Origin of the sequence: Marseilla massiliensis (genome assembly GCF_016899855.1) — a bacterium.
In the GTDB taxonomy this organism is placed as follows: domain Bacteria; phylum Bacteroidota; class Bacteroidia; order Bacteroidales; family Bacteroidaceae; genus Prevotella.
In genome coordinates, this window is sequence record NZ_JACJJG010000023.1 from 20,986 (window position 1) to 38,208 (window position 17,223).

Here is a 17,223-nt window from a genome sequence, read left to right on the forward strand (position 1 = left end):
CATTCCCGTCCATAATCGGGCGCGGGACAATTGTAGCCCGTCCCGGTTGTGGATTGTGCATTATGAATTATGCATTGACTTTTCTATCCATTCGGCAAACACTTCAACTTTCGGGTTGTCGTAGCCTAATTTATATTTTTTGTTCACTCCGCATACGTCCATTTGTAGCTTTTGCGGGTTAACGTCCTTTATGTCTGACACGAGGTAATAACCACATTTGTTCAGTACGGGTACCCATTCTTCTGGCACTCCGATTGCCGCCCATTCTTGTACACTGCTCTTAGGAGCCTTTTTCTCGGGACGCATTTGCGGGAAGAAGAGCACTTCCTGTATATATGTCTTGCCAGTCATGAGCATTACAAGGCGGTCAATACCTATGCCAATGCCGCTTGTCGGCGGCATGCCGTACTGCAATGCGCGCAGGAAGTCCTGGTCTATTATCATCGCCTCGTCGTCGCCCTTGTCCGCCAGTCGCATTTGCTCCTTGAAGCGTTCTTCCTGGTCGATAGGGTCGTTAAGCTCTGAATATGCGTTGGCAAGCTCCTTGCCGTTGACCATAAGCTCGAATCTCTCGGTCAGTCCAGGTTTTGAGCGGTGCATTTTTGTCAGCGGTGACATCTCCACGGGATAGTCAGTGATGAACGTCGGCTGTATGAATGTGCCCTCACAGAACTCTCCGAATATCTCGTCTATGAGCTTACCTTTGCCCATAGTGTCGTCTATCTCCATATTGAGCTTCTTGCATACCTCACGAATTTGTGCTTCGTCCATACCGTTGAGGTCGTAGCCCGTCTTCTCCTTTATCGCGTCCAATATCGGCAGACGGCGGTAAGGGGCCTTGAAACTTACGATGTTGCCGTCAATCTCGCGTTCGGGCTTGCCGTTTACGGCGATGCACACGGTCTCGAGCAGTTTCTCCGTGAACGACATCATCCAGTTATAGTCTTTGTATTGAACGTACAGTTCCATGCAGGTAAACTCCGGGTTATGGTTGCGGTCCATGCCTTCGTTACGGAAGTTCTTGCCGATTTCATACACACCTTCGAATCCGCCCACGATAAGACGCTTGAGGTAAAGCTCAGTGGCTATGCGCATATACATGTCGGTGTCAAGGGCATTGAAGTGCGTAATGAACGGCCTTGCGCTTGCGCCGCCGGCTATAGTCTGCAGGGTAGGGGTTTCCACCTCGGTATATCCGGCGTCGTCGAGAACGCGGCGTATAGTCCTTATTACCGTGGCACGTTGCATGAAAGTGTCCTTTACGCCGTCGTTCACCACCAAGTCGACGTACCTCTGTCGGTAACGCAGTTCGGGATCGTCAAACTTGTCGTACGCTACTCCGTCCTTGTACTTGACTATCGGCAGCGGCTTGAGGCTCTTCGACAGCAGCGTGAGGCTCTGTGCGTGCACGCTTATCTCGCCTGTCTGTGTACGGAACACAAAGCCCTTTACACCGATGAAGTCACCGATGTCGAGCAACTTCTTGAATACCTTATTATATAAGTCCTTGTTCTCATCCGGACAGATGTCGTCACGGGTGATATATACCTGTATTCTACCTTTAGAGTCTTGCAGTTCGGCAAAAGCCGCCTTACCCATAATCCGTCGGCTCATCATGCGTCCGGCGATGCACACCTCGCGGCGTGGCTCGTCGTCGGTGAATTCCGCCTTGATGTCGGTAGAGAAAGCGTTAGTGGGATACTCTGCGGCAGGATACGGGTCAATGCCCATATCGCGCAATTCCTGAAGACTTTGGCGTCTGCCAATTTCCTGTTCACTTAGTTCTAAAACGTTCATACTTAGACAATATTCTATTTTCGCGCAAAAACGCTGCGCAGCAATAACTTCTGTGCCGAAAGCGGCAGGTGTGCCGTGTGCGGCATTCCCAGCGCAGCTTAGTCCCTGCAAAAATACAAATAATCGTCGAGATAAACGAATGTTCGATAAATATTTATGTATTTTTGGCGGGTAGAGTAAACCGTGCTGCAAAATAATGTTATATGTAGTGAAACGGATTCTGGCAAATGCCATGCTGACATCCATCAGGGCAATTAAGATAGCATAATGTCATTTCGAAAATGCACGGCAAAAAGTAAGAAACAGGATCATTTGTGCGCCTTCAACCGCTATTGTGCGTCCGAAAAAGCTCCGAACGGGTATAGCATGATGGGATTCAAGCCTGTAAAACATGGCCAATCATGGCGTGGAAGGACATGTTTTGCCTTGCCGTCGAAGGCTTTTAGCAGTGCTAAAGGCCGTCAACAACATTGCTAACGACGGCTTTTCAGCCCAATGTGTTTGGCCGTATAATGCACACTTATGTACCCTTGTGACGTAAGTCGCATGTACTCAGATGGTTCATTTTGCACACGTTTTTATGCGATATTTGCCGCCGCTTACGTGAAAATGTAAAATACGGCAATTATGACGCGTTGACGCAAATCAGAATGTAGCTGTATTGTGCCTTTCTGTATACAGAATGTCATCAGCAGGCAAGCATGTGTCTGTCCGCTAAACGTGTACAATATAGCGTGTGTGAAGGTCGGGATTGCTGTACTCCTTGCGTGTCGTGTGAAAGTAGAAGACGAGTTATTTTAACTTTTAAATTTTGCTTGTTAACGTAAATTTTGTAATTTTGCATTTCAAAATAAGTAATTGAGTTTTTCTTATGTATAGAACAAATACGTGTGGAGAGCTGCGCCTTAGCGACGCTGGCAAGCAGGTTACACTTGCCGGATGGGTGCAGCGTAGCCGCAAGATGGGCGGTATGACTTTTGTCGACCTTCGTGACCGTTACGGCATAACCCAGTTGGTATTCAACGAGAATGACGACGCCGAGCTGTGCGCGGCAGCTAACAAGTTGGGGCGTGAGTATTGCATACAGGTGGAAGGAACCGTAAGCGAGCGCCAGAGCAAGAACGCCAACCTGCCTACCGGCGACATAGAGATAATCGTCGGCAAGCTTAACGTGCTGAGTGAGAGTATAACCCCTCCGTTTACAATAGAGGATAATACCGACGGCGGTGACGACATAAGGATGAAATACCGCTATCTCGACTTGCGCCGTCCTTGCGTGAGGAAGAATCTTGAGCTGCGTCACCGTATGACAATTCTGATACGTAACTTCCTCGACTCGAAAGACTTTATCGAGGTGGAGACACCTATATTAATAGGTAGTACGCCTGAGGGCGCACGTGATTTTGTCGTGCCTTCACGTATGAATCCAGGGCAGTTTTATGCTCTTCCGCAAAGTCCTCAAACGCTGAAACAATTGCTGATGGTCAGTGGTTTTGACCGCTATTTCCAGATAGCCAAGTGCTTCCGTGACGAGGATTTGCGTGCCGACCGCCAGCCTGAGTTTACCCAAATAGACTGTGAGATGTCATTTGTCGACCAGGACGATGTAATCAACCTGTTCGAGGATATGGCCCGCCATTTGTTCAAGGAAGTTCGCGGCGTAGAGCTTCCGGCTAAGCTCCAGCAGATGACGTGGGCTGAGGCAATGCGCCGTTTCGGTAGCGACAAGCCCGACTTGAGGTTCGGTATGGAGTTTATCGAGCTGATGGACGTGTTAAAAGGTACGGGAGAGTTCGGCGTGTTCAACGAGGCCGAATATATAGGCGGAATATGTGTACCTGGTTGTGCCAACTATACAAGGAAACAGCTTGACCATCTGACAGACTTCGTAAAGCGTCCGCAGGTGGGAGCCAAGGGGCTGGTTTGGGTAAAGTTCAATGAAGACGGAACCATAAAGAGTAGCATAGATAAGTTCTACAGTCCCGAGGTTATGCAGCGGCTTAAGGAAAAGACCGGTGCCGGTAATGGCGACTTGCTGTTGATTATGAGTGGTGCCAGCGCAAACAAGACACGAGTGCAGCTGTGCACACTGCGCCTTGAGATGGGCGACAGGCTCGGATTGCGTGACAAGGACAAGTTTGAGTGTCTGTGGATCATAGACTTCCCGCTGTTTGAGTGGAGCGATGAGGAACAGCGACTGATGTCCACTCACCACCCGTTCACAATGCCTAACCCTGATGACATACCGTTGCTTGAGGAACATCCCGAAAGGGTACGTGCAAAGGCATACGATTTTGTATGTAATGGTATCGAGGTTGGCGGCGGAAGCCTGCGTATACATGACGGTAAGTTGCAGGAAAAGATGTTCAACATCCTTGGCTTTACGCCAGAGCGTGCAATGGCCCAGTTCGGATTCCTTATCAACGCGTTCAAGTATGGAGCGCCTCCTCACGCAGGACTTGCGTTCGGCCTTGACCGCTTTGTGTCGATAATGGCGGGGCTTGACAGTATCCGTGACTGCATCGCATTCCCGAAAAATAACAGCGGGCGTGACGTAATGCTTGATGCACCGTCGTTCCTTGACCAGAAACAACTTGATGAATTACAGATAAAGCTTGACTTAAATCAAGAAAAATAGTTTTTGTCAAGAAAAAGGCATATTTCCCGTACATTAATCAGGAAAAAGTGTCTCCAATTAGAAGAAAAACATTATATTTGCAGCGAAAATGACACAAAAATGTTGTTTTAAAGTGTAATCTTTAATGTGATTTTTTACTTGGATTATGACAGAAAAGAAAGAGACCGTAAGGAAAACCGCAACCGCCAAGGCTGCGACTGAAAAGAAGGCAGCACCAAGGAGAAGTACTGCAAAGAAAGTAGTTTTTGAAATCAATGCAGAAACTGTAGGTTTTAAGGCAGGTGACGTTTACCAGGCTCTGGCCACAGCTGAAAAGGCTCTTAGCGTTGACGAAATCGCCAAGGCTGCAAAAATTGAAAAAGAAGAGGCTCTGCTCGGTATGGGCTGGCTCTTCAAGGAGGGAAAGATTAAGGCCGAAGACAACAAGATAACATTGGCCTAATCTGTTGAACCGATATTGGGAAGGGCCGGCGGAATATAATACCGGTCCTTCTTTATTCTAATTCTATGAATTACGACCGCGAGATTCTTTTTATTCTTAATGAGGCCGGCACAAAGGGCTTGAGCGTACAGAAGATAGCCCGTCACGTATTCAACAACCACACCAACTTCTTCGAGTCAGTATCTTATGATGAAATACACAGGTGTGTGGCAGCATTCCTCAAGAGGAACAGCAGGACGGCCGACTCAATTATAGAACGGACTGACGTTCGTGGCGTTTACCGAATTAACCTATTCAACACTTCCCGTCAATTATATTTTGACTTCAAGGATGAAGTGAAGGAAACAAATGAGGCGGAAAAGACTTGCGAAGACAAATCTTTGTCCTTATTTTAAGAATTTTAAGAAAAAACAAGCTGCTGAAAAGTAGGGAAACCGCTTTTCCATACGTATTCTAATAAAAACATTATTTTATGTCAGGAAGATATTTGTTAGGTTTTGATGTGGGCAGCTCGTCGGTAAAGGCATCAATCGTTGATGCAGACAGCGGCGTATGCGTGGCTTCCGCATTCTATCCGGAAAAAGAGGCTCCTATCATAGCCGTCAAGGCTGGATGGGCTGAGCAGGATCCGCAAATGTGGTGGGATAATGCTAAGTTGAGTCTGAAAAAAGTAATGGCGGACGCCTCGGTAAAAGGTGACGACATAAAGGCTATAGGCATTTCATACCAGATGCACGGTTTGGTGTGCGTAGACAAGGACTTGCAGGTATTGCGTCCGTCAATAATATGGTGTGACTCAAGGGCTGTGCCATATGGTGAAAAAGCTTTTCATGAGCTGGGGGCAGACATGTGTCTTGGTCATTTGCTTAATTCTCCGGGCAACTTTACGGCCGCTAAATTAGCGTGGGTGAAGGATAACGAGCCGGATTTGTTCGACAAGATATATAAAATCATGCTTCCCGGAGACTATATAGCCATGAAGTTGAGCGGTACCGTCAATACAACGATAAGCGGTCTTAGCGAAGGTATGTTCTGGGATTTCAAGGCAAAGGATACGGCGGGTTTCCTGCTCGATTACTATGGATTCAGCAAGGATGTCATCGCCGATGTAGTGCCGACCTTCAGTGTTCAAGGCGAAGTAAGCGCCGAGGCTGCGGCTGAACTCGGGTTGAAAGAGGGAACGCCGATAAGTTATAGGGCCGGTGACCAGCCGAATAATGCATTAAGCCTTAATGTGTTCAATCCGGGCGAGATAGCCTCTACGGCAGGAACGTCAGGTGTGGTTTACGGTGTGTTGGGTGACGTCAATTATGATAAGCGCAGCCGTGTAAACACATTCGCCCATGTAAATTACACAAAGGATACAGACCGTCTCGGTGTGCTGTTATGCATAAACGGAACGGGCATATTGAACGCATGGGTACGTAGAACGGTAGCCCCGGAGGGAATTTCTTATTCGGAGATGAACGAAATGATGGCTTCTGTTCCCATCGGTAGTGATGGAGTGACGATAATCCCGTTCGGTAACGGTGCTGAACGTGTGCTTGAGAATAAGGAGATAGGATGCTCGATACATGGCGTAAACTTCAACAAGCATGGCAAGGCACACATAATGCGTGCGGCTCAGGAGGGCATTGTGTTCAGCTTCTGTTACGGTATGGAGATAATGCAGCAGATGGGCATGGATATCAGAAAGATACATGCCGGTAAGGCTAATATGTTCCTTAGCGACATTTTCCGTAATACACTTGCTGGCGTAAGCGGCGCAACAATAGAGCTATATGAGACGGACGGAAGTGTAGGCGCGGCTAAGGGAGCAGGTATCGGTTGTGGCATATACAAGGACAATAACGAGGCTTTCGCGACGTTGAAGAAACTTGCTGTTATCGAACCTGACGAAAACAGGCGTAATGAATACCTTGAGGCTTACTCGTTATGGAAAGAAACGCTGCAAAATTCTGTCGATAAGTGATTTACATATAGAAAACTAACTTTTACTTTATAATATTAATAACCTATAAACATCAACTATTATGGCTAAAGAGTATTTTCCGCAGATTGGAAAAATCAAGTATGAAGGTGCCGACAGCACAAATCCGTTAGCTTTTCACTATTATGATGCTGAAAAAGTTATAATGGGTAAGAAAATGAAAGACTGGTTGAAGTTCGCGATGGCATGGTGGCATACACTTGGCGCAGCAAGCGGTGACCAGTTTGGAGGCGGTACCCGTGTATATCCTTGGGATGAGAAGGCTGATGCAGTTGAGCGTGCCAAGGACAAAATGGATGCAGGTTTCGAGATTATGGAAAAACTCGGAATAGAATATTTCTGCTTCCATGATGTTGACCTTGTTGATGAAGGCGACACAATTGAAGAGTATGAGGCACGCATGAACGCTATCACAGATTATGCTCTCGAGAAGATGAAGGGTACGAATATCAAGAACTTGTGGGGTACCGCTAATGTGTTCGGAAACAAGCGCTACATGAACGGAGCTGCAACAAATCCTGATTTCGACGTTGTTGCGCGTGCTGCAGTCCAGATAAAGAACGCTATCGATGCAACGATCAAGCTCGGTGGAGCAAATTATGTGTTCTGGGGCGGCCGTGAGGGTTACATGAGTCTTCTTAATACACAGATGCAGCGCGAGAAGGAACATCTGGCAACAATGCTGAAGGCGGCACGTGATTACGCTCGTTCTAAAGGCTTTACCGGAACATTCCTTATCGAGCCTAAACCAATGGAGCCGACAAAGCATCAGTATGATGTTGACACTGAAACGGTTATCGGATTCCTCCGTGCTCATGGACTGGAAAAAGACTTCAAGGTAAACATTGAGGTTAACCATGCAACTCTTGCAGGCCATACATTCGAACATGAATTGGCTGTTGCTGTTGACAACGGAATGCTTGGAAGCATTGACGCCAACCGTGGTGATTACCAGAACGGATGGGATACAGACCAATTCCCGATTGATAATTGGGAACTGACCCAGGCTATGATGCAGATAATACGTAACGGTGGCCTCGGAAATGGTGGTTCTAACTTTGACGCAAAGATTCGCCGTAACTCAACAGATCTTGAGGACATCTTCATTGCTCATATCAGTGGCATGGATGCAATGGCACGTGCTTTGGAAAATGCAGCTAACTTGATTGAGAAGTCGCCTATCTGCAATATGGTTAAGGAGCGTTATGCTTCATTTGATTCAGGTAAAGGCAAGGAGTTTGAGGAAGGCAAACTTTCACTTGAAGATGTAGTTGCTTATGCAAAGACAGTAGGCGAACCGAAACAAACTTCAGGCAAACAAGAGTTATATGAAACTATTGTAAGCTGGTATTGCAAATAATTTGCCAAATTTACGTTTCATAATGTCATGATTGCCAACAATGTTGACAATAGGCTATTATTAAAGGCGGAATAAAAAATTCCGCCTTTTTTTGTATTTTGTTTCATAAAGTATTCTTTTTTTACTAACTTTGTCTCTGTTTTTATATTAGTTTTAAATTTATGGCTTATTCAAACAATCATTTAGTCATAATGGCCGGTGGCGTAGGAAGCCGCTTCTGGCCAATGAGCACAACATCAAAACCTAAACAGTTTATAGACGTATTAGGCACGGGTCGTTCTTTATTACAATTAACTTTCGACAGATTCGAAGGTGTTTGTGTTCCTGAGAATGTATGGGTGGTAACAAGTGCTGCCTATAAAGATTTGGTTAGTGAGCAGCTACCCGAAATTCCGCAAGGCAATATTCTTTGTGAGCCATGCAGGCGTAATACCGCTCCATGTATCGCATACGTAAGTTGGAGGATAAAGGCTAAAGACCGTAATGCGAACATTGTGGTATCGCCAAGTGACCATATCGTGATGAACGCTGAAGAGTTCCGCCGTGTAGTAAAGCAATGCCTTAACTTTGCAAGCGAGACAGATGCAATAATAACACTTGGCATGAAGCCGACCCGTCCGGAGACAGGATACGGATATATTCAAGCGGACTTGTCGTCAAGTTCACCACGTAACAAGGAAATATACCGTGTGGATTCGTTCAGGGAAAAGCCAGATTATGATACAGCTACGAAATACATCAAGAATAAGAGCTATTTTTGGAATGCCGGTATTTTTATCTGGAATGTAAATACGATTGTAAATGCGTTCAGAATTTACCAGCCTTCTATGAGTAGGATTTTCGAAAGCATGTTGCCGTTGTACGGAACATCGAAAGAGCAGGATGAAATAGATAAGAGATTTCCTGAGTGCGAGAATATCTCAGTAGATTATGCTATTATGGAAAAAGCTGAAGAGATATTTGTATGTCCGGCTGATTTCGGATGGAGCGATTTGGGTACATGGGGTTCATTATTGGCACAGACCAAGAAAGACCTTTATGGTAATGGAGTGATTGGCGATAATGTGTCATTGTATGATACCCATAATTGCATTATCCATACTTTGGACAAAAAGAAAGTTGTAGTGCAAGGTCTTGATGGATATATTGTCGCAGAGAAAAATGATAAATTGCTTATATGCAAGCTTTCAGAGGAACAGCGCATAAAGCAATTCTCGGAAGGAGATATATAAACCAACATTTTAAAACTTATATTTGGTAGGAAAATGAAAAAAAACGTTGCATTAATTACTGGTATTACAGGTCAGGATGGTTCTTACCTGGCTGAGTTCCTTATTGAGAAAGGTTATGAGGTACATGGATTGTTACGCCGCTCATCATCGTTCAATACAGGCAGAATAGAACATCTGTATCTGGATGAGTGGGTGAGGGACATGAAGAAATCACGTTTGGTCAATCTGCATTGGGCAGATATGACGGACTCTTCGTCATTGATTCGAATTATAGGTGAAACCAAGCCTACCGAGATTTATAATCTTGCGGCCCAAAGCCATGTAAAAGTTTCTTTTGACGTACCCGAATATACCGCAGACACAGATGCTGTAGGTGTATTGCGTCTGCTTGAGGCTGTGCGTATCTGTGGTCTTGAGAAAACTTGTCGCATATACCAAGCCTCTACTTCAGAGTTGTACGGTAAAGTGCAGGAGGTTCCACAAAGCGAGACGACACCTTTTTATCCACGTTCTCCATATTCAGTTGCAAAGCTCTACGGCTTTTGGATAATGAAAAACTATCGTGAAAGTTACGGAATGTTCTGTTGTAATGGAATATTGTTCAATCATGAGAGTGAGCGAAGGGGAGAGAACTTCGTCACCCGTAAGATAACCCTTGCGGCATGCCGTATTGTACAGGGTTATCAGGACAAGCTTTATCTTGGTAATCTTGATGCTCGCCGTGACTGGGGATATGCACGTGATTATGTTGAGTGCATGTGGCTTATACTTCAGCAGCCAGAGCCTGAGGATTTCGTTATTGCTACCGGAGAGATGCATACGGTGCGTGAATTCTGTACATTGGCGTTTAAGGCTGCCGGAGTGGAGCTCCGTTGGGAAGGCGAAGGCGTCAATGAGAAAGGTATAGATGTAAATACCGGTAAGGTGCTCGTTGAGGTGGATCCAAAGTATTTCCGTCCATGCGAGGTCGATCAGCTGTTGGGTAATCCCGCAAAGGCTAAGAAGGTATTGGGATGGAATCCGACAAAGACATCGTTTAATGATTTGATCAGAATTATGGTAGAGCATGACATGAAGTTTGTCAAGAAACTTTATATCAAGGCCCAAATGGCAGAATAATCATGTTAGACAAAAATTCAAAAATATATGTTGCCGGACACCACGGACTTGTGGGTTCGGCAATTTGGAATAACCTGAAATCTCGTGGTTATAACAATCTGGTTGGCCGCAGCCATAAAGAACTTGACTTGCTTGACCCTATTGCAGTAAGGAATTTTTTTGATGATGAGCAGCCTGACGCAGTTGTGCTTGCCGCAGCCCATGTCGGCGGAATTATGGCAAACCTGAATTACAGGGCAGATTTCATTTACCAGAATCTTCAGATACAACAGAACGTGATAGGCGAGAGCTTTCGCCACAATGTCAAGAAATTGTTGTTTTTAGGCAGTACGTGCATTTATCCACGCATGGCGCCACAGCCTATGAAGGAGGAATCGTTACTTACTTCGGAACTTGAGTATACTAACGAGCCGTATGCAATAGCTAAGATTGCCGGGTTGAAGATGTGTGAGAGTTTCAGTTTGCAATACGGGTGCAACTATATAGCCGTTATGCCGACCAATCTTTATGGCCCGAACGATAACTTCCATCTTGAAAACAGCCATGTTTTGCCTGCTATGATACGTAAGGTGCATCTGGCAAAATGCCTGAATGAATGTGATTGGGATGCGGTTCGTAAGGATATTAACTTGCGTCCTGTTGAAGGCGTCGACGGTTCAAATACCGACGATGAGATTCTTGCCGAACTTTCTAAATTCGGTATAACCCCGGAGGCTGTGACTTTATGGGGTACCGGAAAGCCTATGCGTGAGTTCCTGTGGAGCGAGGAGATGGCAGACGCAAGCGTCCATGTTCTACTTAACGTTGACTTCAAGGACACTTATGCCCATGGTGACAAGGAGGTAAGAAACTGTCATATAAATGTGGGTACAGGCAAGGAGTTAAGCATAAAAGAGCTGGCAGAGAAGGTTGTTAGGGAAGTTGGCTTCAAGGGAGAACTGAGATGGGATACATCAAAACCCGACGGTACTCCACGCAAGCTTACCGACGTGACAAAGCTCAATAACCTCGGGTGGCATCATAAGGTCGAGATTGACGAGGGTGTGCATAGGCTTTATGAATGGTATAAACTCGGAATTTGTATCAATCATCAGACAAATTGAATTAGAAATAAAGGATGGAGTTAAGACAGGATGGTATTTATGGTGGATATTGTCTTGATTTTTGGCTTCTAAACCTTAAAATAAACAGCAAGGGGATGAACATTCAGTTCATCCCCTTGCTGTTTATTTAGTTTCGATCTCTTCCTTCATGTCGATAAAATGCTTCTCGCTGTCATAGAATTCATATTGCAAGAATGCCATTTTCTGTGAAGGAACAATGTGCACTCCACGTCCGTATCTGACTTGCCATTTTCTCTTCAGGCTTATGAGCCCTTGGTTTATGTAGGCGGCTACGTAGGGGTGTACGTGCAGATAGAATTTCTTTACGCCTATCTTGTTGACTAATCGGTCAATCTTTCTCTCCAACTGGTCTACGAAAAGGATACTTGACTTTATTTTCCCGGTTCCGAAGCAGGTTGGGCAGGTTTCTTCAACATTTACGTCTATTGCGGGCCGGACTCTCTGTCTTGTTATTTGCATCAGTCCGAATTTGCTTAGTGGCAGAATGTTGTGCCGTGCACGGTCCTTTTGCATATTCTTGCACATGCGCTCGTATAACATCTGTCTGTCTTCGGCGAGGTTCATGTCGATGAAGTCTACGACGATGATACCTCCCATGTCCCTTAAGCGCAGTTGCCGTGCCAATTCGTCCGCGGCCCCGAGGTTCACGTCAAGTGCATTGGCTTCTTGGCCGTTAGCCGAGCGTGTGCGGTTGCCGCTGTTTACGTCTACAACGTGTAGCGCCTCTGTATGTTCGATGATGAGGTAGGCGCCATGCTTGTAGTTTACGATTTTACCGAAGCTTGATTTTATCTGCTTGGTGATATTAAAATTATCAAAAATAGGCACGTTTCCCGTGTACATCTTCACTATGCCGGCCTTTTCAGGCGCGATTAACGTGACATAGTGTTTCACTTCCTTGTATACCTCTTCGTCGTTTACGTATATGTTTTCGTATGACGGATTGAACAGGTCGCGCAATAAGGCTACGACCCTGCTTGTTTCCTCATAAACGAGTTGAGGCCGTTTTTCCGTTTTCTGTACTTTGGTGATGGCATCCTCCCAACGCTTCAAAAGGATTTTCAGTTCGGTGTCGAGCTCTGCCACCCGTTTGCCTTCAGCCACGGTGCGCACGATTATGCCAAAGTTTTTCGGCTTTATGCTGTTTATCAGTTGCTTTAACCGTGCGCGCTCCTCGCCGCTTTTGATTTTTGAAGAAACCGAAACTTTATCGTTGAAAGGTATTAGAACCAAGTATCGTCCCGCAAAACTCAGTTCTCCCGTGAGTCGCGGTCCTTTTGTCGAAATAGGTTCCTTTACTATTTGCACCATCACTTCCTGTCCCACGTGCAGTGTGTTCTGTATGCTGCCGTCCTTCTTTAGGTCGGGCAGGCGTGTGGCTTTTGAGAAAGGATAAAGTTTCTTCCTGTCGCTCTGAACCTGTTTCAGGTACTTTTCGTAAGAGCTGAATTGACTTCCCAAGTCAAGATAATGCAGAAAGGCGTCGCGTTCGAACCCCACATCCACAAAGCAGGCATTGAGCCCCGGCATTAGTTTTTTTACTTTTGCCATGTAGATGTTGCCAACCGAGAAAGATGCCGAGCGCTGCTCGGTCTGATACTCTACCAGATTCTTGTCTTCCAGCAGGGCAATCGAGATCTCTTTCTGTTGGACGTCAATTACTACTTCGCTGGTCATTTCCGATTGTTTGAACTTAGTTTTGTCAAAGAACAAGGCATGCCGGCATTTCTTGTCGCAAGCATGCCGGCATGCCCTTGCAGTCTGGGCTGCCAGACTTCAGGCTAATGCTTACTTGCTCTTGTGCCTGTTCTTTCTTAATCTTTTCTTACGCTTGTGTGTTGCCATCTTGTGGCCCTTTTTCTTTTTACCGTTTGGCATAGTTTATAAGTTTTAAAAGTTATGTGATATTAATGAAAATCCCGGTTACTCGCCTTTCATCTTGGCTACGAAACTTTTTGCCGGCTTGAAGCTGGGGAAGTCGTGCTCCTTGATTTCTATGGTGAGGTTCTTTGATATGTCGCGTGCCGTTTTCTTGGCCCTGTGTTTCACTACGAAGCTACCGAAACCGCGCAGGTACACATTTTCTTTCTTTTCCAGCAGGCTGTTCTTTATAACTTCCATAAACGCCTCAACTGTCGCTGAAACGTCCTTTTTCGTGATTCCGGTAGTGCTCACGATTTCTTCTATTATATCTGCTTTAGTCATATTATATATGTGTATTTACTGTTATTGTTTCTTCTGCATCCGTTTTTGAGCTTGCAAATATACTGCTTTTTGTCGTGATACGGAAATATATTTTGCTTTTTTTGATAATTTGGAGCCTAAAAATGCCTATGAATCACGTAGTTACGTCGTCGTTGGCATATGGCTGTCAATGTTGCGTGTTATCGCGTCTTTAGCGGCGTGGCGTGGCGCTTGATGTTTATTTGCCGCTTTTTAGCCATGTGGCATTGTGCCACAATTGCTCGAGCGGGCCGCGTTTATGGTTGCGCAACCACAGTTTGCAGAAGTTGTATTGCAGGAAGATGAATATTATTGAGATGATGAAACTTAGCACGTGTCCGCTTACTGAATATAGGCCAAGACCCCAATGGTAGAATATGAATCCGCCTACTACAGACTGGCTGATATAGTTGGTCAGGCTCATTTTTCCGTAGGGCAACAGCGTGGAGAGCGGTTTTTTCATCCTTGTGCGATGGTACAGCAGGGTGAGTCCGCTTACGTAGAACAGCATCATCGCCAGGTTCTTCCACATGTCGAGCATTACCTTTATTGAGGCATGGGCGCATTCGGCCGTGAACAGGCTCGGTATAGTGAAGTACAGGGGGCAGAGCACGGCGAATGCCACGGCCGACCATATCATCGTGCGTTTCCATATTATATGGTTGTTGCCTTCGTCGTAGAGCAGGCGGTGACGGCCTACCAATATGCCGAGCATGAACAGGAACAGGGTTTGGGTAAAGCGGCCGTGTTCGATGGCCCACGTGAAGTTTACGGGGAATCCGTAGCGTATACCGGCTATTGCTACGTCGAGCCATGAGCCGTTCTCTTGCGCCGGCATTATGGCCGCGAACATTTCGTTTGTGCCGAGGTTGAGTGGTTGCAGTCCTGGGTTGAACATGCTTCCGATCAGGTATATTAGCTCTATTGGCTGCAGCGCAAGTATTATCGCGATGATGGCTATGGTGCGGTTGCTTGACCTGACGAACGGCAGCACGATAAGTCCGCCTACGGCGTACACGGTCAGTATGTCGCCGTTGAAGAACAGCAGGTCGAGCAGGCCGAACATCATCAGCAGCACCATGCGCCACGCGAAACGTGCCCTGAAGTCGTAGCCGCGCTGTGCCTGGTTGTCGTGTTGGATGAACAGCGTAAGGCCGAAAAGCATTGCGAATATTGCGTACATCTTGTTTGACAGGACGAAGAACGCCGTGTCCCACAGGGCTTTATCGGCACTTGTCAGTGGAGGAAAATTGTAGAAGTTAAGGTGTTCGATAAAATGCAGGATGATAATGCCTGCTACGGCTATGGCTCTCAGCAGGTCGGCAACGTCTACACGGGTATTGGGCTTGGTTGATGGTTGGTAGGTCATGATTCGTGTTTTTATTATGGTTTTAAGTTTTTCTTTAAATGACTTTTGGGCATGCAAAAATAAAAAAATTAACTCATAAACAATTATCATCATTGTGAAAATAAGCTGCTTTGCGGCTGATGGAGAGCTTGGCTTGTAGTCGTGCTTGGTGTCATATTGTTTGTATGTCGTGCCGTGTGATTGCTTTTTGTCATTCCGTTGTTGTCCGTCTTTTTGTGCGGAACAGGATTGTTGCTGCTTGTCTGGAGCCGGTTATTGTTGCGTTTTACGGTGTTTTGCTGTCCGGTTTATGGCTTATTGCGTTGCTAAAGGCCGTCTTTCGCGGGCCTTATCGCCGCCACAAGCCGTGTTGCGGACGGTTGAAACGTGGCGTTTCAGGCTGTTTTAAGCCGTGTTTTCTGTGTTATAACATGCTTTGAAAGCTGATTTTATTGCACATTTTAGCGGGTTGTGTCCATAAACCGTTAAGTGACAGTAGGTTATGGTTGCACGCTTATTTTTGCCTTATATTCTTCCTTAGGGCGTTTGTTTTGGAATGGAGGCCTTCTCGTGCGCCAAGGAAAATCATGTTGTAAGCTTAGAGCCTGAAATGACGGCAAAGTGTATTTTGTCATGACCAGGCCCTGCGTTTGCGCTTTCTCGGGAGCTCATGCTGCGCCATCGTATAAATAACGTCTGTGCTTTATTGGTTTAAAACGTCAATGTTGCTCCTACTTACCGATAAATTGCGTATCTTTGCACGCTCAAAATACGTTTAACCAATATAATATATTTGTATGTTGACAGAAAAGCGGAGCAGTATGCTCCACGGTGTGTTGTTGATAGCGCTGTTCTCGTGCGCTGCGTTTTATATCGGCGATATGGGCTTTGTGAAGAGCCTTTCGCTCAGTCCGATGATTGTCGGGATTGTGCTTGGCATGTTGTATGCCAATAGCTTGCGCAACAACCTGCCCGATACGTGGGTGCCGGGCATACAGTTTTGCTCGAAGCGGGTGCTGCGTATCGGAATCATTCTTTATGGTTTCCGGCTGACGTTCCAGAATGTCCTTGACGTAGGTCTGGCGGCCATCGTTGTTGACGCAATCGTCGTTGCCGTGACTATTTGCGGCGGAATATTGATAGGACGGTTGCTCAAGATGGACCGTGGTATAACCCTTCTTACCTCTGTGGGCAGCGCGATATGCGGCGCTGCGGCGGTACTCGGCACTGAGTCGGCCATCAAGGTAAAGCCTTACAAGACGGCGGTAGCCGTGTCGACGGTGGTGATTTTCGGTACGTTGGCCATGTTCCTTTATCCGATACTTTACCGTAACGGCGTGTTCGACCTCGACCCGAAGGCCATGGGCGTGTTCGCCGGTTCGACGATACACGAGGTGGCGCACGTTGTGGGAGCGGGCAACGCTATGGGCAAGGAGGTGTCCGACTCGGCCATAATCGTCAAGATGATACGCGTGATGATGCTCGTGCCCGTTCTGCTCATAATAAGTTACAGCGTTATGCGTGCCGCCATGAGGAACGGCGATAGTGGGGGACGCGGCAAAATCTCTCTGCCCTGGTTCGCAATACTCTTCCTCGTTGTTATCGGATTCAATTCGCTCGACCTTCTGCCAGCGGCTGTTGTCGATTTCATCAACACTTTCGACACGTTCTTTCTGACGATGGCAATGACTGCCCTCGGCGCCGAGACGAGCATTGACAAGTTCAAGAAGGCCGGCTTTAAGCCGTTTCTTCTTGCCTTTATTCTTTTCGCCTGGCTTATCGGCGGCGGATATTGTATGGCCAAATGGCTTGTGCCGATGATATAAAAAAGGTGAAAAAGTGAAAAGGTAAAAGGGTGAAAAGGTGAATAACATTGTTTATTAATAGACTTTGTATTAATTCAATGTCTCCACCTTTTCACCCTTTTACCTTTTCACTTTTTCACCTTTT

Annotated in this window: 13 protein-coding genes; 9 read left to right on the forward strand and 4 right to left on the reverse strand. The window is 46.2% G+C overall.

Annotated elements, in window-relative coordinates; translation table 11 throughout:
* Positions 1–60: 60 nt before the first annotated feature.
* A complete protein-coding gene (gene lysS, locus H6A34_RS06215) occupies positions 61–1,797 on the reverse strand; it encodes a lysine--tRNA ligase (protein WP_205104209.1) in 1,737 nt (578 codons plus the stop codon).
* Between the two features lie 871 nt (positions 1,798–2,668).
* On the opposite strand from lysS, the gene aspS reads away from it, so the two are divergent.
* The 8 genes from aspS (at position 2,669) to H6A34_RS06255 (ending at position 11,681) form a co-directional block, all read left to right on the forward strand.
* The gene (gene aspS, locus H6A34_RS06220; protein ID WP_205104211.1) at positions 2,669–4,435 is read left to right on the forward strand and encodes an aspartate--tRNA ligase; all 1,767 of its coding nucleotides are present in this window, start codon (positions 2,669–2,671) and stop codon (positions 4,433–4,435) included.
* A gap of 145 nt (positions 4,436–4,580) precedes the next feature.
* Entirely contained in the window at positions 4,581–4,877 is a 297-nt protein-coding gene (locus H6A34_RS06225) for a winged helix-turn-helix domain-containing protein (protein ID WP_021949214.1), read from the forward strand.
* 65 nt (positions 4,878–4,942) lie between these two features.
* The gene (locus tag H6A34_RS06230) at positions 4,943–5,272 is read left to right on the forward strand and encodes a hypothetical protein (RefSeq protein ID WP_205104213.1); all 330 of its coding nucleotides are present in this window, start codon (positions 4,943–4,945) and stop codon (positions 5,270–5,272) included.
* A gap of 77 nt (positions 5,273–5,349) precedes the next feature.
* Positions 5,350–6,849, forward strand: a complete 1,500-nt coding sequence (locus H6A34_RS06235) for a xylulokinase (RefSeq protein ID WP_205104215.1) — start codon at positions 5,350–5,352, stop codon at positions 6,847–6,849.
* A 58-nt stretch (positions 6,850–6,907) separates the two neighbouring features.
* Positions 6,908–8,227: a xylose isomerase gene (xylA, locus tag H6A34_RS06240; RefSeq protein WP_205104224.1), complete on the forward strand. Its 1,320-nt coding sequence runs from the start codon at positions 6,908–6,910 to the stop codon at positions 8,225–8,227.
* Positions 8,228–8,388: 161 nt separating this feature from the next.
* Positions 8,389–9,459 (forward strand): mannose-1-phosphate guanylyltransferase, encoded by a 1,071-nt coding sequence (locus H6A34_RS06245; protein WP_021949210.1) that lies wholly within the window; start codon positions 8,389–8,391, stop codon positions 9,457–9,459.
* 33 nt (positions 9,460–9,492) lie between these two features.
* Complete coding sequence (gene gmd, locus H6A34_RS06250) at positions 9,493–10,578, forward strand: GDP-mannose 4,6-dehydratase (protein ID WP_021949209.1); 1,086 nt, start codon at positions 9,493–9,495, stop codon at positions 10,576–10,578.
* Positions 10,579–10,580: 2 nt separating this feature from the next.
* Positions 10,581–11,681, forward strand: coding sequence for a GDP-L-fucose synthase family protein (locus H6A34_RS06255; RefSeq protein WP_205104217.1), 1,101 nt, complete (start codon positions 10,581–10,583; stop codon positions 11,679–11,681).
* 123 nt (positions 11,682–11,804) lie between these two features.
* Here H6A34_RS06255 and H6A34_RS06260 read toward each other — a convergent pair whose 3' ends face one another.
* The 3 genes from H6A34_RS06260 to H6A34_RS06270 form a co-directional block, all read right to left on the reverse strand.
* A complete protein-coding gene (locus H6A34_RS06260; protein WP_021949206.1) occupies positions 11,805–13,379 on the reverse strand; it encodes an Rne/Rng family ribonuclease in 1,575 nt (524 codons plus the stop codon).
* A gap of 246 nt (positions 13,380–13,625) precedes the next feature.
* Positions 13,626–13,907: an HU family DNA-binding protein gene (locus H6A34_RS06265; RefSeq protein ID WP_021949205.1), complete on the reverse strand. Its 282-nt coding sequence runs from the start codon at positions 13,905–13,907 to the stop codon at positions 13,626–13,628.
* A gap of 217 nt (positions 13,908–14,124) precedes the next feature.
* Positions 14,125–15,294 (reverse strand): DUF418 domain-containing protein, encoded by a 1,170-nt coding sequence (locus tag H6A34_RS06270; protein WP_205104219.1) that lies wholly within the window; start codon positions 15,292–15,294, stop codon positions 14,125–14,127.
* 776 nt (positions 15,295–16,070) lie between these two features.
* On the opposite strand from H6A34_RS06270, the gene H6A34_RS06275 reads away from it, so the two are divergent.
* The gene (locus tag H6A34_RS06275) at positions 16,071–17,099 is read left to right on the forward strand and encodes a YeiH family protein (protein WP_205104221.1); all 1,029 of its coding nucleotides are present in this window, start codon (positions 16,071–16,073) and stop codon (positions 17,097–17,099) included.
* Positions 17,100–17,223 lie beyond the last annotated feature (124 nt).